General features: G+C 51.8%; 13 protein-coding genes, 1 pseudogene and 1 riboswitch. Of the genes and pseudogenes, 3 read left to right on the top strand and 11 right to left on the bottom strand.

Annotated features, from left to right (window positions below; all coding sequences use genetic code 11):
- Nucleotides 1–126 precede the first annotated feature (126 nt).
- From MRY86_RS23550 to MRY86_RS23560, 3 genes are all read right to left on the bottom strand, one after another.
- A complete protein-coding gene (locus tag MRY86_RS23550) occupies nt 127–1,545 on the bottom strand; it encodes a hypothetical protein (protein WP_293567634.1) in 1,419 nt (472 codons plus the stop codon).
- Nucleotides 1,535–2,089 (bottom strand): sigma-70 family RNA polymerase sigma factor, encoded by a 555-nt coding sequence (locus MRY86_RS23555; protein ID WP_293567636.1) that lies wholly within the window; start codon nt 2,087–2,089, stop codon nt 1,535–1,537. Before MRY86_RS23555 ends, MRY86_RS23550 begins: the two co-directional genes overlap by 11 nt.
- 178 nt (nt 2,090–2,267) lie before the next feature.
- Nucleotides 2,268–3,818, bottom strand: coding sequence for a hypothetical protein (locus tag MRY86_RS23560; RefSeq protein WP_293567638.1), 1,551 nt, complete (start codon nt 3,816–3,818; stop codon nt 2,268–2,270).
- Between the two features lie 521 nt (nt 3,819–4,339).
- Between MRY86_RS23560 and MRY86_RS23565 the strand changes: the two genes are divergently transcribed.
- On the top strand, nt 4,340–4,735 hold the full coding sequence (locus MRY86_RS23565; RefSeq protein WP_293569294.1) for a cupredoxin domain-containing protein: 396 nt from the start codon (nt 4,340–4,342) through the stop codon (nt 4,733–4,735).
- Nucleotides 4,736–4,820: 85 nt separating this feature from the next.
- Here the strand turns inward: MRY86_RS23565 and MRY86_RS23570 are convergent, their stop codons facing one another.
- Both MRY86_RS23570 and MRY86_RS23575 read right to left on the bottom strand, forming a co-directional pair.
- A complete protein-coding gene (locus MRY86_RS23570) occupies nt 4,821–7,259 on the bottom strand; it encodes a TonB-dependent receptor (RefSeq protein ID WP_293569296.1) in 2,439 nt (812 codons plus the stop codon).
- A 119-nt stretch (nt 7,260–7,378) separates the two neighbouring features.
- Nucleotides 7,379–7,480: riboswitch (TPP riboswitch) on the bottom strand.
- Nucleotides 7,481–7,587: 107 nt separating this feature from the next.
- A pseudogene (locus tag MRY86_RS23575) lies at nt 7,588–7,885 on the bottom strand (HigA family addiction module antitoxin).
- A gap of 363 nt (nt 7,886–8,248) precedes the next feature.
- Here MRY86_RS23575 and MRY86_RS23580 point away from each other — a divergent pair.
- The gene (locus MRY86_RS23580) at nt 8,249–10,969 is read left to right on the top strand and encodes an alpha-L-rhamnosidase (RefSeq protein WP_293569300.1); all 2,721 of its coding nucleotides are present in this window, start codon (nt 8,249–8,251) and stop codon (nt 10,967–10,969) included.
- Here the strand turns inward: MRY86_RS23580 and MRY86_RS23585 are convergent.
- The 6 genes from MRY86_RS23585 to MRY86_RS23610 form a co-directional block, all read right to left on the bottom strand.
- Nucleotides 10,950–11,462 carry an ATP-binding protein gene (locus MRY86_RS23585; protein ID WP_293569302.1) on the bottom strand — a complete coding sequence of 171 codons (513 nt, stop codon included), beginning with the start codon at nt 11,460–11,462 and terminating at the stop codon, nt 10,950–10,952. The two genes, MRY86_RS23580 and MRY86_RS23585, sit on opposite strands and share 20 nt — an antisense overlap.
- 19 nt (nt 11,463–11,481) lie before the next feature.
- Nucleotides 11,482–13,536: a phenylacetic acid degradation bifunctional protein PaaZ gene (gene paaZ / locus MRY86_RS23590; RefSeq protein ID WP_293571972.1), complete on the bottom strand. Its 2,055-nt coding sequence runs from the start codon at nt 13,534–13,536 to the stop codon at nt 11,482–11,484.
- Nucleotides 13,537–13,662: 126 nt separating this feature from the next.
- The gene (locus tag MRY86_RS23595; protein WP_293565243.1) at nt 13,663–14,085 is read right to left on the bottom strand and encodes a putative toxin-antitoxin system toxin component, PIN family; all 423 of its coding nucleotides are present in this window, start codon (nt 14,083–14,085) and stop codon (nt 13,663–13,665) included.
- Nucleotides 14,085–14,291: a hypothetical protein gene (locus MRY86_RS23600; protein WP_052515682.1), complete on the bottom strand. Its 207-nt coding sequence runs from the start codon at nt 14,289–14,291 to the stop codon at nt 14,085–14,087. Before MRY86_RS23600 ends, MRY86_RS23595 begins: the two co-directional genes overlap by 1 nt.
- A gap of 154 nt (nt 14,292–14,445) precedes the next feature.
- On the bottom strand, nt 14,446–15,411 hold the full coding sequence (locus MRY86_RS23605) for an MBL fold metallo-hydrolase (protein WP_293565239.1): 966 nt from the start codon (nt 15,409–15,411) through the stop codon (nt 14,446–14,448).
- A gap of 79 nt (nt 15,412–15,490) precedes the next feature.
- Nucleotides 15,491–15,943, bottom strand: coding sequence for a hypothetical protein (locus MRY86_RS23610; RefSeq protein ID WP_293565237.1), 453 nt, complete (start codon nt 15,941–15,943; stop codon nt 15,491–15,493).
- Between the two features lie 106 nt (nt 15,944–16,049).
- Between MRY86_RS23610 and MRY86_RS23615 the strand changes: the two genes are divergently transcribed.
- On the top strand, nt 16,050–16,529 hold the full coding sequence (locus MRY86_RS23615; protein ID WP_293565236.1) for a cytochrome c: 480 nt from the start codon (nt 16,050–16,052) through the stop codon (nt 16,527–16,529).
- The last annotated feature ends 149 nt before the right edge of the window (nt 16,530–16,678 follow it).

A 16,678-nucleotide genomic window follows, 5' to 3' on the forward strand; every position in this document is an offset into this window, starting at 1 on the left:
GCCAGTCAACAGGACCGAAAGTAAAGTCTGCCTTGATTACTACAGAGGCCCGAACTGAAGCTCCTCCCAAGACCTCCAGGCTCTTCAAAAGAGCAGGCGGCCATAAAAAACCTCCACCCAATCCTTTTACAACCTATGATAGACCCCAACTCCAAGGTTAAGTACCTCTGGCCGCATGTCAAAGCCTGGAACCGTGCTCCAGTTGGTTAGGCTCCTTTGGTACTGCGCCTCGATCATGACGCCCAGGCTTGGGGTGATTTGGTAGCCCATCCTTCCCATCACCAGCCCATGGATGCCCCAGCGGTTATCGATAAGCCCGGTGGCTGGCCCGTCCATTTCCTGTAGCTCCCCCTGATAGATGTAGCGGCCTTTGTTGTGGCTGAGCACATTGATCACACTGCCAACCGACAGGCCGGCTTGCCATCTTTTGCCAAAAGTCCAGGATTTACCGATGGCGAGTGGAAGCTGGAGGATGCGGTATTGATTGTAATGGCGGATATTTCGGGTGGCGTCTACACTGACTTCCACATCTCCGCGTACGGCAGTGGAATTGCCTGTTAAAGTGCTGACCTGTATTTCGACAATCGTATCCTGAAGGGTAACCGTTGTGTAGTCTTCTATGCGCTGACTCCACTGCAGTTGAGTCTCCAGCTGCTGGTATTGCAGCCCGGCAGTCAGGGTGTAGTTGTTGCCAAACCGGTGGGTGTAGCTCAGCTGGGTGTAGTAGGACAGGATAGACTGTTCGAAGTTGGCATTTTCGGGTAAGTCCGCTCCATATCCCGGGTTCCATTGGGAAACACCGCTGTGCAGGGACAGCTGGCGGGCGGGTATCAGGCTGGCTTCAGCCTCAGTATTCGCTGCTACAGGAAGGAGCGTTTCTGCTGCTGTGCTTTGGGGCACAAAGTCCAGTGTAGCCAGGTTCGCCAGTGCAGCAATTGGGGGCTGTATTGCTGGTGTTTCTGCTGTAATGCCTGACGCATGACCGGTATCATTCAGTGGTTCTTCAGTGCTGCCTGAACTCTTCTTTGGAGAAGAAAGGCTATTACCTGGCAACAGAGAAGGGGAAGGTTTGAATGGTGCTTCTGAGCTTTTTGTACGCTGATCTTTTCTACCGTTTACGGGAGGTAATGCTACTGCTGTTTCAGGGCTTTCATTAGTGGCTGCAGTTGATGTTTGCTGGTCCATTTGGAGCAAAGCGTCGTCTGTACGCTCACCTTGATCCTTTGCGGAAGTAACTGGCAGGGAAGAAGGTGAAGCAGCTGGTTCAGCAGCATCAGCTATCGGTTGCCCGGGCTCAGAAGAGGTCAAGCCTTTGAAGTCCAGCAACAAGCCATTATTGAAGAAGAGGACAGGCAACAGGCACAACAACAGCGTGGATACCGTTTTGATGATGTCGCGATTGGACCAGCCAGCGGATGGCTTTGCTTCCAGTGTCTCCATCTTCTCGAGGATACCTTCCTCCATCTGCTCCCAGCTCAGTTCCGGTGGCAGGCCCGTATCGCCCTCCGAGAAGCGCTTGTTGAGTTTGTTTTGATCAGAGTCCATTCGCTAATGTTTTATAGTTGTTGTTGATCAGGTGCTTCTTAAGCCAATTTCTTGCCCTCAGGTATTGTGACCGGGAGGTTTCAGGGCTAAGTTTGAGTAGCTTGGCCACCTCCTTGTGAGAATACTCGTCAATGGCAATCAGCATAAAGACCTGCCGGTAGCCATCTGGCATTTGCGAAAGCAACATTTCGATATCTGATTTGGATAGCTTTGTTAGCTGAGCTTCCAGGTTCTCGTTGGGTTCCTTAGTAGTGGGCGTCAGTGGGATCACAACGGACCTTTTCCTATTCTTTCTGAGGTGTTGCATACATTGGTTGATGACAATTCTGCGGAGCCAGGGTTTGAAGTCTTTAGAAGTGTCAAAGGTGTTCAGGCTTAGGAACAGTCGCGCAAAAACCTCCTGAAGGATGTCTTTGTGGTCGTTGGTGCTTGAGATGTATCGCCTGATGATAGAAAAGGCATAAGGGGCACAGCTTTCATAGATGATTTTGAAAGCCCCTTTGTCCCGCCGAACCGCAGCATTTATGACGTTTGTTTCAACCACGGAGCAGGTCGTTTTGGCAAGCGTAGACTGGCTTGACGGTGGACTGAAGACCCGATTCTTTAATTTTCATCAATGTCATTATGTCGGTAGTTACTAATGCGAAATTAATGTTGTGCCCTGGAAAACCCAGCGTTGGCTTCCCAGGGCTCCAACAATTGATTTAGGTTACAATAAGCGGCTATTCACAGCTTGAAATAAAGCTGCAAACGTCGGCATTACTGTTCAAGGTTAAGGTTGTTCCATTTTCCTCAATTACAGTGATTGGGAAAATCAGGGTTGCTTCACCGGGACTGAACGGGCTGACCACCGCCATGTAATCATCACGATTGTTGATGTCATACGTTGTGCCTTCCACTTCTATCTGTACCGGATACTCAAAGTCGAAGGGGCAGTCGAATACACTGAAGAAGTTATAGGCACTGAAGAACAAGGGTACGTGTATGGTTTGATCGTCATCGCTGGGGTTGTCACATCCTGGGAAATCGTTATCGTCATCGAAGCAGGCATTGACGTAATCGCAAATTTCATCCCTGTTATTCAGTATGGTTTCGGTACCGGTTTCCGTATTGGTTGCGGAAATGGGGTAGATGGTTTCAATGGCATCCACCTGTGTAGCATACATGCCGAACACATCAAAATAATCAGCGATGCTATTCAGCGTATAAGTTACGCCTTCCGCCTGCACCTGAGCAGGATAGTTGACAGTATAGCAGCTGCCTTCATTGAAGAATAAAATGATATGGCCCTCACTCGAACCGCAGTCACCGCCGCCGCCAATATCAATTATGATTCCACAGGACTCCAGAGCTGAAATGAATTCATCATCATTTGAAACGGTGAGCTCCTCATCGTCTAACAGGGATTGAAGTGTAAATGGATAGATCAACTGGAACTCCTCACCTGCGTTCAGAATAGTGGTGGCATATTCACTTTCTGTATTGACTTCTGTAGTCGTGCCATCGCTCAGCTCCAGCGTGAAAGGGAATTGCAGTTCCCAGCACCCAAATCCGGTGACCTCAAACTGGCCGTTAACCACAACCGGAGGATTAACGCCCATACCATCGCAGCTTTCGACGAGATTGAAGAACCCGTTGTAGCTCTCGATTTCAATTTCGCTCCCGTCGACGTTCAGAACGGTTATTGGAAGCGTAAAGTACAAGTCATCTACCGTAGCACTCAAATCGATAAGTTCTGATTCGCTATCAGCCGTGTACGTATTGCCTTCCAGGTCTTCCAGTGCAACGGGGTAGACCAGGTCGAAACATAAGTCAGTAAAAGAAAAAGCAGGAATAAGATTACCAGCTGTGCTACCGTAATCCCAGCCGTTGGAAGGTATACAAGCCACAAAGCTGAGACCCAACTCTTCAATGGAGGCGACCTGTGCCGTTTCGCCTTCGCCATTCAGAATATCCAGGGGGTAAATAAAGTCCACTGCCGGGTCCATAGCAGTAGTGTCTATCGCCGCCGTAAATTCACCCTCGGAGTTAATAGTGATGGTGCTTCCTGACTCCAAAGCCATATCGAAGGGGTAAAGGATCGAAATACACCCTAGCTCTAAACCCTCAGGGTTATTGGCACTCATAGCCAGGAAGAGGGGGTTGGTCTCATTGACCTCCGGCTGGTAATCGGGCTCATCAATGACGATTTCGTCCATATTATCTTTTTCGCAAGCAGCAAAAAGGACAGCAATAAAGACCAGTAGTATATTTAAACGGATTGAAAATTTCATAACAATTTTAATGTTGTCGGTTCTTAAATGAAAAAACTACCGTACGGTTTACACTAGCCTATATGAAGAGGAAGGAGGAAGCGTTGCACGGGGTGGTGTTTTTTTTTATAAAGTTTAAGAAGCTACACCGGATCCACATGCTAGTGCTATAGTCCGGCGGCGACTTCGGAGTCGCCGCCGGACAGGGCAACTCAGACCGCGATTCCACAATCGCCGCCTGAGTCTCCCTTGGGATACCGCTAATAGAAAACCTAAATCTGCAAGGCGAAGGTAAAGTCGGGCTTTCCCTTTAAGGGCAGCGCCTCGTAGTTGAAGGCTTACTACCGCCCCACATAGCCGAAGTTCTCTTGTTAATTATATCTTCATTAAGTCCGAGTAATAGTCTGCTCAGCGATTTTTTTCACCCGGATTACTCCCTAAAAGGAAGAATTGCCAAACCGTGAGGAATTATTGCCAAACAAGTAAGGTGCAAAGTCCTGCAACTTTACAGCATAATTAAATCATCACTAAAAACTTTAGAAATGTATAAATCAGTATTGACTTTCACCCTTGCAGTAATGGCATTCGTCAACTTCGGTTTCTCACAGGATATGGCTCATGAAGGAGGCATGATGAAAAAGGAGGCGGTCAAGAATATCACACTTGAACAAACGAAAGGAGCATTTTCAGTACACGGCTTAACCCTTGAGGCTGGCGCATATCAATTTGAAATTATCAACAATAATGTCGGCAAGGATGTCGGTTTTGTTATTGCACCCGTAGCTCAACCTGACCAGCACATTAAGGAAGCTTATGTAACAGAGGCTGTTAAGAATAATACTTCCCAAAAAACAAACATCGTTAACCTTGCGCCTGGCGAATACGTTTATTTCTGCCCACTAAATGAAACGCCTCAATATAAGCTTACGGTTAAATAACCCCAGGGTTGAAAAATTAGGTTAGAAAAAGGTAGTCATCCTAAATTTTGAACGAACTCAAAATTTGGGATGACTCAAGTCTTTTCTATAGTCCAATACTCAGCCCAATTAGGAAGTTCCGCCCTGCCTGCGGGAAGAAGCCCTGATCCAGAGCCGGGCTCCCGTCAAACTGATAGCGGTACGACCAGGCATTGGTCTCGTACCGGGCATCAAAGACATTCTGCACTAGCAGCTTGAGGGACAGCTCCCGGAGAAAGCCCGGCCGCCAGTTAAAGTTGATGCGGAAATCGCTAAAGCTGTAGGCGTCGAGGGCATTGTCCTCATCGGAGGTATTGTCGATGTACTGCTGCCCGACGTACTTGGTCTGCAGGGTGAAGAGGAGGTCGGTCTTATCCTTCAATCGTAGCGTCTCGTAGGATAAGCCGCCTGCCGCAATGATATCGGGCGAGAAAGACAGGTCGGTCTCCTCATAGGTGAACGCTTCCTGCCCCAGATAGCCAAAGTTCTCATCGTACACATCCACAAATTCGGTATAGCTTGCAATGCGGTTGCGGCTAAGGGTAAAGTTACCATCCAGGCGCAGCCCATCGGCAAGCTGAGCGCCACCGGCGACTTCCAGCCCAAGACGGTAGCTGCGGTCTACATTCACACGCGTAAAGGCGCCCACATCATTGACCTCGCCATTCAGGACCAATTGATCCCGGTAGAGCATGTAGTAGCCCGTCAGGTTGATGGCTGCCCGGTCCCAGCGGTATTCGTAGCCAATCTCGGTATCGTACAGGCGCTCCGGGTCCGGCCGGCTGTCGGCGGTGGATTCCACAAAGTCATTGCGGTTGGGCTCCCGGTTGGCCACGGCAAAGGAGGCAAAGGCTTCTGAACGGTTGTTAATCCGGTAAAACAGGCCGGCTTTGGGGTTGAAAAAGTCGAGGGTTTCGGTCCGCTCCACGTTGTTGCCCTGCCGGTCAAAACCCAGGAATTCATAGCCGACGCGCCGGTATTGAAGGTCGAGGTAGGCGTGCAGCCCGTCCAGCAGCTCGTAGTTGAACTTGGCGTAAATGTTGAAGTCCGTTTTGGTAGCATCATTCTGGTAGTATTGGAAGTCCTTCTCGCTATTTGAGGCATATTCTGCCCAGATGACCTCTCCAAAGTGGTCGCCAAAGTAGTGGTGGTAGCCGCCGCCGAGGGTGGCATCCAGCCGGTTATCATCGCTGATGTAGTTGAGGCTGTACACGCCCCCGTAGAAGTCGTTGTCCAGCCACAAACGCCGGATAAGGTCGGTCTGCGTAATGACTGTATCCACCAGGTCTACCGGCATCAGACCGTAGTCTGCCAGCGATTCGCCTGCCTTGTACTGCTCAAAGTAGCCTGCGCCCCGGGTGTAGTGCAGGGCGGTATTGAAGCTCCAGTTGCGGCTGATTTGGTTGTTGTAAATCAGCTGATAGTGGTCCTGACCGTAGTTGTCCACCTCATTTTCGTAAGGCTCGCCTTCTTTTTCTGTACCGGAAGGGTTGAATGTACGCAGGCTGTCCATCTCCAGAAAATCCTTAGGCACCCCATACCACGCCTGATAGGTCCGCTCCTGGCCGGAGAAGGTCACGAAGCGCAGGCTGCTGCTTTCGCCCAGGTAGGCCGCCGATAGATAGTAGGAGGAAAGGTCAGAAGAGGCCCGGTCGATGAACCCATCCGAGGTGATGCGGGACAGGCGCCCGTCGAGCGTAAACTTCCCGTTGAGCAGGCCGGAGCCAAATTCCACATTCGCGCGCTGTGTATTGAAGGAACCTACGGAGCCATTCAGCGTAGCGTAGGCCTCGGGCTTCAGCTCGGTGGTGTTGATGTTGATCGTCGCGCCAAAGGCACCGGCGCCATTGGTAGACGTCCCCACGCCCCGCTGTATCTGAATGTCGGAGGCGGAGCTGGCAAAGTCCGGCATATTCACCCAAAAGACGCCCTGCGATTCCGCATCGTTGATGGGGATGCCATTCACGGTGACGTTAATACGGGTCGGGTCTGTACCCCGGATACGGATTCCGGTATAGCCCACACCTGCGCCAGCATCAGAAGTGGAGACCACGGAGGGCGTCCACCGCAGCAAAAAGGGCAGGTCTTGTGCCAGGTTGACCGGCTCGATGTCCTCCTCATCGACATTGAGGAAAGCCATGGGGGTCGTCTCCCCGGCGCGGGTGGCCCGGACGGTCAGCTCTTCGGCCGTAAACGCACGGGGCTCCAGGGTGAGCTGTAGGCTGACTTCGCCTTGTCCGTCTGCAATTTGGAGGGGCCTGCGCAGGGGTTCGTACCCCACATAGCTCACGCGCAGGGTATAATCGCCCGCTGCGACTTGTGCTATGGAAAATCGGCCCTCGGCATCACTTGCCGCGCCCCGGTCGCCTGGCAACAGCAAAAGGTTAGCCCCGGTAAGCGGTTGGCCTGCCGGGTCGGTAACGGTACCTTGGATAGTCGTTTGCGCTGTCAATGAGCCCAACAGCCCAAGCAGCAGCAACGTTGAAAAAACAGATTGGTAAAACATGAGAAAAACAGATGAAAATTGAAAGAATCACTCCACCCAGGGGCCGGGCGAGTGTTTGCCTTCAGGACCACCGTTAGGCGGCCTTTCATCCCATAAGAAAAGAACGGATCGCACAGGAATACGCCTCGTACTCGTCTCCCTTCCCGGCATTACCCGGGCAGGTTCTATGGGTATGATCTCAGAATCCCGGTATTAACCGGGAAACACCCCGAACAGCAACGGTAAATCTCACCGCTGCCATCAACTGACAGACAAAGGTAAGTAAAATGGAGGGGGTGGGCAAGGGGGCTTATGCTACTTTTTAAACTTGATTATCTGACTGTCCTTGTCATGATTTTACTTCTAATTCCGCTATCGCATCAAGCTCCACGCTTTTCCTGTTACGTTCTTCCTCAATATCATAGTCGTCCTGAAGCCCAAGCCAAAATTTGGCTGAAGTGCCAAAGTATTTGCTGAGGCGAAGGGCAGTATCGGCAGTTACCCTGCGCTTCCCCTTGATGATGGCTGAAATCCGGGTTTGCGGTATATGCAAATCTTTTGAAAGCCGGTAAGCTGTAATTTGGAGCGGCTCCATGAATTCAAAAAAACAGGATTTCTCCCGGGTGGATATTGGCTAGCTTTTCCATTGCCGTGTTTTAATGATAATCAATTATACCGACGATAAAGTGGTTTGCCACAGCAAACCTACTTGATGTCGGCATAAACGCTGGAAAGTGGCCTGCTCCGATGTCGCAAACCACTTTGTTAAGCGTATATTTCTACTTCATTTGCGTTCCCGCTATCGCTTCAAGGCTCACGCTTTTTACCTGTTCTCTTAATATTGCTTCCTGTCCGTCACATTAGTTTGAGCTAATAAAGGCAGTGTACTGACTGAATTTAGCTAAAAATGGTATTTGTACTGACTAAATTCAGGTAAAAATGGTCAGTTGACATCGACTGAAATCCTCCATTTTCCCTATCTTCTACCCAAATTCACCAGCCCACAGATTATGCGACAGATCCTAACCACCACCTTGCTGCTAAGCCTGCTGACGACTACTACGCTACACGCCCTAAGCATCTACAGCTTACAATGCGAGCACAAAGCCAATCCGATCGGCATCGACGCCCAAAAGCCCCGGCTGAGCTGGAAACTCAGGGGCGATGGCCCCGGGCTGATGCAGGCCGCCTATGCTATTCAGGTGGCTACCGGTCCGGATTTTGGGAAGGGCAACCTGGTCTGGGACACTGGCAAAATCACCTCAGGCACTTCGGTGCTCCTGCCTTATGAAGGTAAAGCCCTGGCCTCGGGACAACGATATTACTGGCGGGTGAAAGTCTGGAGCAATCAGGGCAAGGTATCGGATTGGTCCGCTCCTGCCTTTTGGGAAATGGGGCTGCTTCGTGCTGACGACTGGCAGGCCGAATGGATAGAACCGGTGCAGGTGAAAGAAAAAGATGGGCCAGCTTACCTGCTGCGGAAGGCATTCCAAATAAAGGGCAAGATCGCTCGTGCCCGGGCTTACGTTTCTGCCCGCGGGCTGTACGAGTTTTTCCTGAACGGGCAGCAGGTGGGCGATCAGGTCTTTACGCCGGGCTGGACGGCTTATGATGACCACATTCAGTATCAGGTGTACGATGTGACCGACCTGCTGGTACGCGGGGATAATGCAGCCGGCCTTCACCTGGGCGACGGCTGGTTCCGGGGCGCGATGGGCTGGATGGACAACTGGGGGCTTTACGGCAAAAGGGTAGGGGCGATTGCCCAAATTGAGGTCACCTACGAAAACGGCCGGCGGGAAGTCGTTACAACTGATGGTAGCTGGCCAGGCACAAGCGAAGGCCCCATCCGTATGAACAGCATTTACAACGGCGAAACCTACGACGCCCGTATGGAACCCACCGGATGGAGCCGACCGGGCTTCGACGACCAAAACTGGCAGCCGGTAACGGTGGTGGGGCATTCTAAATCCAATCTCATTGGCGCTGTTTCCGTGCCGGTGCAGAAGATTGAGGAACTAGTTCCGGACACCATTTTCCGCACTCCATCCGGTACCTTGGTCGCCGACTTTGGTCAAAACCTGGTAGGCTGGGTCCGCCTGAAGGTCGCGGGCAAAGCAGGTACCACCGTGACCATCCGTCACGCCGAAGTGCTCGACAAGGCAGGAGAATTCTACACCGCCAATTTGCGTGCCGCCAAAGCTACATTGACGTATACCCTCAAAGGGGTAGCGACGGAAGTCTACGAGCCAAGCTTTACCTTCATGGGCTTCCGCTATATCGCCGTGGAGGGCTTCCCTGGGGAATTACAACCCGAAAACGTGACCGCTGTGGTCATTCATTCCGCAATGGAACCGACTGGTACTTTTGAATGCTCCGATTCTCTGATTAATCAGCTGCAACACAACATCGTCTGGGGGCAAAAAGGTAACTTCCTGGATGTCCCAACCGATTGCCCGCAGCGGGACGAGCGCCTCGGCTGGACGGGCGATGCGCAGGCGTTCTGCCGCACGGCTGCCTTTAATATGGATGTGGCCGCTTTTTTCACCAAGTGGCTGAAAGACCTGCACGCGGATCAGTTGGAGAATGGGGGAGTGCCATTTGTTATCCCCGATATGCTGCGTAATAATGGCGTGTCCGCCGGCTGGGGCGATGCGGCGACGATCATCCCCTGGGACCTGTATGAAGTTTACGGCGATACGAGCCTGCTATCCGCGCAGTATCCCTCGATGAAGGCTTACGTAGAGTACATCCGGGAGCAGGCTGGTGATGCATTGATGTGGAAAGGTGGCAGCGTCTTTGGTGACTGGTTGTTTTACAAGCCCCACGGCAATAACCACACCGCCCCTGATGGCTACACCGATCCGGATATGATCGCCACGATGTTTTTTGCGCACTCCGCTAATTTACTGTCTCAGGCGGCTGGCGTATTGGGGAAAACAGAAGAGGAGATGGAGTACCGGGCCGTCTACGAAGCCGTTAAAGCAGTTTTCCAGAAAGAATATGTGGCCCCATCCGGCCGTATTGCCTCTGATTCCCAAACGGCTTATGTGCTGGCGCTACAGTTTGGGCTGTTGCCAGAGCCGCTACGTGCCAAAGCAGCCGCCCACCTGGTTGACGATATCCGCAGGCGTAAAAATCACCTGTCTACGGGCTTCCTGGGCACGCCTTATCTGTGCCACGTCCTCTCCGGCCATGGCTACACGGAAGTCGCCTATGATCTGCTGCTGCAAAAATCCTACCCTTCCTGGCTGTATCCGGTGACGATGGGCGCCACCACCATCTGGGAGCGTTGGGACGGGCAGCGCCCCGACAGCACCTTTCAGGATGTCGGCATGAATTCTTTCAACCACTATGCCTACGGCGCTATCGGCGACTGGATGTACCGGGTAGTGGCCGGCATTGAGCTGCTGGAGCCTGGCTACCGAAAAATCCGCATCCAACCTCAGCCTGATGCCCGGTTAGGGTACGCCAAAGCTTCCCTGGATTCCCCCTATGGCAGGATTGCCTCCGGCTGGTCCTTGAAGGTGGGCGAACTGGTGCTTAACGTAGCCATTCCACCCAATACCACAGCGGTAATTGAGCTGCCTAATGCCAACCTTTCTGCGGTCGAAGCCAATGGAGGCCCGCTGCTGTCTCACCCTGATTTTACGGGTGTGCAACAGGTCAATGGGGCTGTGACTTTTGAGGCGGTGCCGGGAGCTTATGAGTTTAGGTATCGGTATGAATAAGTAGTTCCTGCATCCGCGCCACCCGCTCTTCCCGGCTGCCCCAGAGTTCAATAAAGGGAACGCCTAGCTGTTGCAGTTCCTGCCGGTAGATGCCGTATAGGGCTTCCCGCTCGTTGGGGTTTTCCCGCATGGGACCAGGCTCCCATGGAATGTCAATACCGCAGAGCACCCATAGGTCGTACTGCCGGCGTTGCAGTTGCTCCAGAATCCAGGGATGGCAGCGGTTGTACTTGAATTCCGACCAGACTTTCATCACCAGCATACCGGTATCAATAAAAAGAAAGTCAGTTGCCTTTTCGGCGTATTGATCTTCCCATTGCAGCTGCCCTTTAGCGATATTTAGAAGATCCGCTTCGTTGTAAGGGCGGCCGAGTTGCTCCAGATAGGTACGGGCGTATTCCGGCACCCAAACGGTGTCCCATTCCTCTGCCAGCCGTGTAGCGAGGGCGGATTTGCCTGTAGATTCCGGCCCGGTAAAGAGTATGCGCTTCATGGCGCAAATGTAGCAATTCTTAGCTCTGATCCCGCATCCTCACCATAGTCAGAATAGTACCAATCGCTACTGTCTCCCCAGTTTCGTCGTATACATCCACCATCCATTTGACGATGCCTTTGCGGATGTCCTCCTCGTCCCGCTTTTCCTGACGGATTTTCTCCTTGCAGCTGAAGCGCACGCCAATGGTGGCGCCCGGATAAACGGGTTTGGTGAAACGAAAGTCCTCAATACCGTAATTGAGCAAAACGGGGCCTTTCCGCCCGTCCACAAACAGGCCGGCTGCTTTGGACAACAGATAGTACCCATGTGCGACCCGCCGCTCGAAGATCGTCCCTTCCAGTGAGGTCTCATCTACGTGGGCGTAAAAGTGATCGCCGCTCACATTCGCAAAGTTGACGATGTCCGCTTCGGTAACGGTATGTTTGGCGGTAATGAGCGTCTCACCGACTTCCAAATCTTCAAAATGCTGCTGGAAAGGGTGGATGGCTTTTTCTTTGTAGGCTGCACCTTTTTGGTACTGTCCCGTCACTGCTGTGATCATGGTAGGGTGCCCCTGAATGGCCGTGCGCTGCAGGTAGTGCTTGACGCCCCGCACGCCGCCCATTTCCTCTCCGCCACCAGCCCGGCCGGGCCCGCCGTGCACCAATAAAGGCATAGGGGAGCCATGCCCGGTGCTCTCTTTGGCACTTTCCTCATTAAGGATGAGAATGCGCCCGTGGTAAGCCGCTGCGCCCATCACGTAGTCGGTTGCGATACGCTCATCGGCTGTGGCTACGGTGCTTACGAGGGAGCCCTTGCCCATATTCGCCAGCTCGATGGCTTCTCCGAGGTCTTTATAGGGCATAAGCGTGCTTACAGGTCCAAAGGCTTCAATATTATGAGCGCCCTGCTTGTTGAATGGATCGTCGTTGAGCAATAGGATGGGGGAGCAGAAGGCCCCCTTGTCCTGATCGGCGCCCATGACTTCAAAGCTATCAGTCTGCCCGTATACGATATTGGTTTCTCCGGCCAGTTCCTGTATGCGCTGCCGCAGGGTTTCGAGTTGCTTTTTGCTGACTAGTGCCCCCATGCGCACCCCTTCCACTGTAGGGTTGCCGATGGTCGTCTTCTGCAATTGCTGGCTTAGGGCTAACTGTACATCTTCCACCAGATTCTCCGGTACGATAATGCGCCGGATGGCCGTGCACTTTTGACCGCACTTGACCGTCATTTCCCGCCGTACCTCTTTGATGAACAGGTCAAAAGTGGGGGAGCCGGGCACCGCCTCTTCACCCAGAATGGCGGCATTCAGACTGTCAGCTTCCATGTTGAAAGTGACGGCATTTTCGATGATGTTGGGCAAGGCTTTCAGCTTGCGGCCGGTGGAGGCAGAACCCGTGAACGTGACGGTGTCCTGTTCGCCCAGGCTGTCCAAAATGCCGTGCCCTTTTCCGCACACCAGTTGTACCGCGCCTTCCGGCAAAATACCCGAGGTGATGATATCGCGCACCATGGCTTCGGTAAGGAAAGAGGTGATTTCAGAAGGCTTCACCACGGCAGGCACGCCAGCCAGCAGATTGACCGAGAGCTTCTCCAGCATCCCCCAGATGGGGAAGTTGAAGGCATTGATGTGCACGGCAACGCCATGTTTAGGCACCATGATGTGATGGCCGATGAAAGTCCCTTCTTTGGACAGCCCCACCGCTTCTCCGTCAATATGGAAAGGCTTGTCCGGGAACTGACGGCGCAGGCTGGCGTAGGCAAACAAGGTGCCAATACCGCCATCAATATCAATCCAGCTATCGCCCTTGGTCGCGCCAGTACGGTAGCTGAGCGGATAGTATTTTTTGCGGATACTGTGCAGGTGGAGCGCCAGCTTTTTGAGCATCTGCCCACGCTCGCGGAAGGTCATTTTCCGCAAATTGGGGCCACCCACCCGGCGGGCATAATCCATAATGGCGGCATAGTCGAGCCCTTCGCTCCCGCAGGTGGCAATCAGCTCCCCGGTGACAGCATCGTACTGTGGGAATCCGTCCCCATCGTGGGGCGTCCATTGTCCCAGCAGGTAGTTGTGAAGATTGGTATTGGGCATGGTTGGTTTTATTTGGATGTACTAACGATCGTTCGTTCGCAAAATTACGAAAAATGTGGGAAAGCAAGATTTAGAGGATATACTTTGCTATTTTCATTTCCTGACTAATGGACCAGCGAATCTGCATTACTCGTTTTGAGAACTTTTCGATAATTCGAGCAGAAAGTCGTCAATATTAACAACTTCTACTGCGGGGAAATTAATGTCATGGAGCGCCTTAAAATGGGTATCATTGGATACGATAAACTTTACGTTGCCAGCAATTGCACAATCTACGAACTTGTTGTCATCGGGGTCTTGCTCGATTAGATGCCACTTGTAGTAAACTTCAATTTTTCTGACGAAACTAGAGTTAATCAAAAACTCTCCAATGTTACTTGCGACTATGTGATTGGTTTTATGTTCCAGGATCTCAAGATATTCTGTAAGGATTTCATTTGTGATGATTAATTCATAGACCCCGGAAATCAAATCATCGAATATCTTCCTGTACGGAGAGTTTTTTGGAATAGCCATTAGTAGGACATTCGTGTTCATCACGATTTTCATCAGAAAGAATATTTAGTCCGCATATGTTCTTTAGACCATTCCTCGATGGTTTTTTCGTTCCATTGATTTTCTTCCCATAGTCTATCCATTTCCGCTGTAGCCTTCTCAGCAAAGTAGTTGGCTAAAAGGTTCCTGATTTCAATAATCTGATGGTCTTCGAGGTCGAAGCTAAATACTTTTAGGAGCTCAAGTTGAAGATTGGACATTTTCTTGGTGGTTTCCATGTGTACGCATATTTAATCGGCTGAAAATTAATATATCTGCGTTTTAAAACGCATCAATGGCAATAATCGTTCTTTTATTTGCCGTCGAGGGCTCAATAAATATACGGAATTGGCTGCTAAAGAAAGCCTTAAACCACTACAACCCAAACCGCATTCCCTCCCGGCTGATCCCAAACCCTGCCTGTTCCACCTCCCGCTGTGCTGCACTGCCCGCTTGCAGTAAAGGATTGGAGTGGTTGAAGTGAATAAAATAAATCCGCCTTCGGATGCTGTTTGGTAAAGGGGCAAAGCGTTTTAGGCTTTCCTGCACAAAAGGGTGGGGGATTTCCGACATGTCCCGACCGGGCAGCTCGGCTCCGGAGTAAAAAGTGGCATCAAGGAAAGCGAGGTCATGAACCTCTACCATGGAGTCGATGGGCACTTCCCAGCGGCCCCATTTGTCGATATCTGGCAGAAACATCAGCTGGCGGTTGGGGCCCTGCACGCTGAAGCCTACTGTTTCTGAAAACTCATCGCGGTGGGGTACCGGGAAAGGAGTGATGGTAAGGTTAGGGCTAAGTGTTACGGCTTGTCCTGCCTGCAGGATGCGCAGTTCGATATTGCCGAGATCAGCAAGCTGACTCCACGGGCCGTTCTCCCGGAGAAAGCTATCCATGCGGGGCATGACATACACGGGGACGCCTTGAGCGCCCATCACTTCCCGGCCCAGGTACATCAGACCGGTGTAATGGCCGATGTGGGCGTGGGTGAGCAGGATGCCTCCCAGTTCCAATCCCAGGCTGTCCCGGATGAACTGCAGCTGCTCCGGGAAGTCGGGCGTGGCGTCCAGCAGCCAGGCTTTGCCCGCCTGCCGGTCGCTGATGGCCAGGCAGCTGACCATTCGCCTTTTTGCGGGATTGTCCCAGGCCGGGCGGCAGCAGGCTTTTTGGCAATCGGCTTGTGGGTAGCCGGCATCTTGTGCAATGCCCAAGACGGTTGCTTCCACTACCGAAACGGGTTCATCAGAGGCGGGCTGAGGTGCTGAGTCTCCGCAACCACCAGGTATTAGAAAAAAAGTGGGGCATAAAATGCAGAAAAACAACTGTATTTTGATTTTTGGCACGGTACTTGCAGTTAGTAAGACAGGTTAAAAAATCATAAGGTCACGATTTGTAATTTGCCCGCCTTCGAGCGGGCTTTTTTTATGTTACGTCCAAAATTTCATCTTCCTGTCCGTTGAAGACGATTTTATCACCTTTCGATTTTCCCAGCATTTGCTGAGCGAGCGGTGCCTGAGTGGAGATGCAGTAGAATACTGTTCCATCCACCATGGCTTTGCCCATGCTTACTGATAAAAAGTAGCAGCCCTTTTGGGTACGCACCAGGCTGCCTGAACTGATGGTAGTGCCGCTGTAAGGGGGGATCTGCCGGAGCTGTTGCAACTGAAACTGCGCCTGATCGAGCTGCGCCATGACCTTGTCCTCTTCCATCTGCATCATCGCCCGACCGGTTTCGTATTTATCGCCGGCGCTGCTTTTGGTTTCGTTGTTGCGGGCTGCCTGAATGGTTTCCACAGACCGCTGCAGGGTGGCTATCCGGGCTTGCAATTGTGCCCGGCACTGATCAGTCAGGCGTTCTTTGATGGTCTTTCCCAATTTTTATCCGATTAAGTGGTGGTTGATGTAAATCATGGCTTGTTGAATTGCAAAGATTGCCAATGCTTTGTAAATTAATGGCAGACAAAACCAAATAAAATTCAAAATGAAACAACCAACCTTTCTGAATGCAGCCCTGAGATTATTAGCCCTCTGCGGGCTCCCCTTGCTGTTGGTACAGTGTGTCAATACCGCCGAAAAGAATGAGGCAGACACTTCACAGGAAGAGGCTGTAACTGAGGCTCCGGTCCACAAAGCGGCGGACCCCCTGGAGCGGGGCGAGGAGCTGTACATTTCTTACTGTAAAATCTGCCACGGTGCAGAAGGCGTTGCCGGGCCCATGTCGGACTTGCTCAAAGTCACCCCTCCCGACTTGACCAAGATCGCTGCCCGCCGCAATGGCGAATATCCGGAGGCCCTGATCTTTGATATTGTCAAAGGCAACAAAGAGCTCAAGGGGCACGGTGGCGCTATGCCCGTTTGGGGCGAGACCTTCCGGGAATCTGAAAACCTGAAGACCGAAGCTGAAGTGGATGCGGAAATCCGTAAAGTGGTCGCTTACCTGAAAACGCTTCAGGAAAGTTAGAGCTTGTTGGGGTTTTGCTTTTGGAGCGAACGTAGCCAAATTTTATTCTGATCAAGGCATGATGAGGGAACATCCGTACGGACGTGACCGAAGAATAACGAAGAGCAGGACAAAATTTGGCAAGAGCAGCCCGAAGTGTAAAACCCCAA

Origin of the sequence: Phaeodactylibacter sp., from assembly GCF_022763345.1 — a bacterium.
In the GTDB taxonomy this organism is placed as follows: domain Bacteria; phylum Bacteroidota; class Bacteroidia; order Chitinophagales; family Saprospiraceae; genus Phaeodactylibacter.

What these genes read in the sequence shown, in the direction of transcription:
- MRY86_RS23550 (WP_293567634.1), bottom strand. Translation starts at nt 1,545, where the DNA reads ATGGACTCTGATCAAAACAAACTCAACAAGCGCTTCTCGGAGGGCGAT.
- MRY86_RS23560 (WP_293567638.1), bottom strand. Translation starts at nt 3,818, where the DNA reads ATGAAATTTTCAATCCGTTTAAATATACTACTGGTCTTTATTGCTGTC.
- MRY86_RS23565 (WP_293569294.1), top strand. Translation starts at nt 4,340, where the DNA reads ATGTATAAATCAGTATTGACTTTCACCCTTGCAGTAATGGCATTCGTC.
- MRY86_RS23570 (WP_293569296.1), bottom strand. Translation starts at nt 7,259, where the DNA reads ATGTTTTACCAATCTGTTTTTTCAACGTTGCTGCTGCTTGGGCTGTTG.
- MRY86_RS23580 (WP_293569300.1), top strand. Translation starts at nt 8,249, where the DNA reads ATGCGACAGATCCTAACCACCACCTTGCTGCTAAGCCTGCTGACGACT.
- MRY86_RS23585 (WP_293569302.1), bottom strand. Translation starts at nt 11,462, where the DNA reads ATGAAGCGCATACTCTTTACCGGGCCGGAATCTACAGGCAAATCCGCC.
- paaZ (WP_293571972.1), bottom strand. Translation starts at nt 13,536, where the DNA reads ATGCCCAATACCAATCTTCACAACTACCTGCTGGGACAATGGACGCCC.
- MRY86_RS23595 (WP_293565243.1), bottom strand. Translation starts at nt 14,085, where the DNA reads ATGAAAATCGTGATGAACACGAATGTCCTACTAATGGCTATTCCAAAA.
- MRY86_RS23600 (WP_052515682.1), bottom strand. Translation starts at nt 14,291, where the DNA reads ATGTCCAATCTTCAACTTGAGCTCCTAAAAGTATTTAGCTTCGACCTC.
- MRY86_RS23615 (WP_293565236.1), top strand. Translation starts at nt 16,050, where the DNA reads ATGAAACAACCAACCTTTCTGAATGCAGCCCTGAGATTATTAGCCCTC.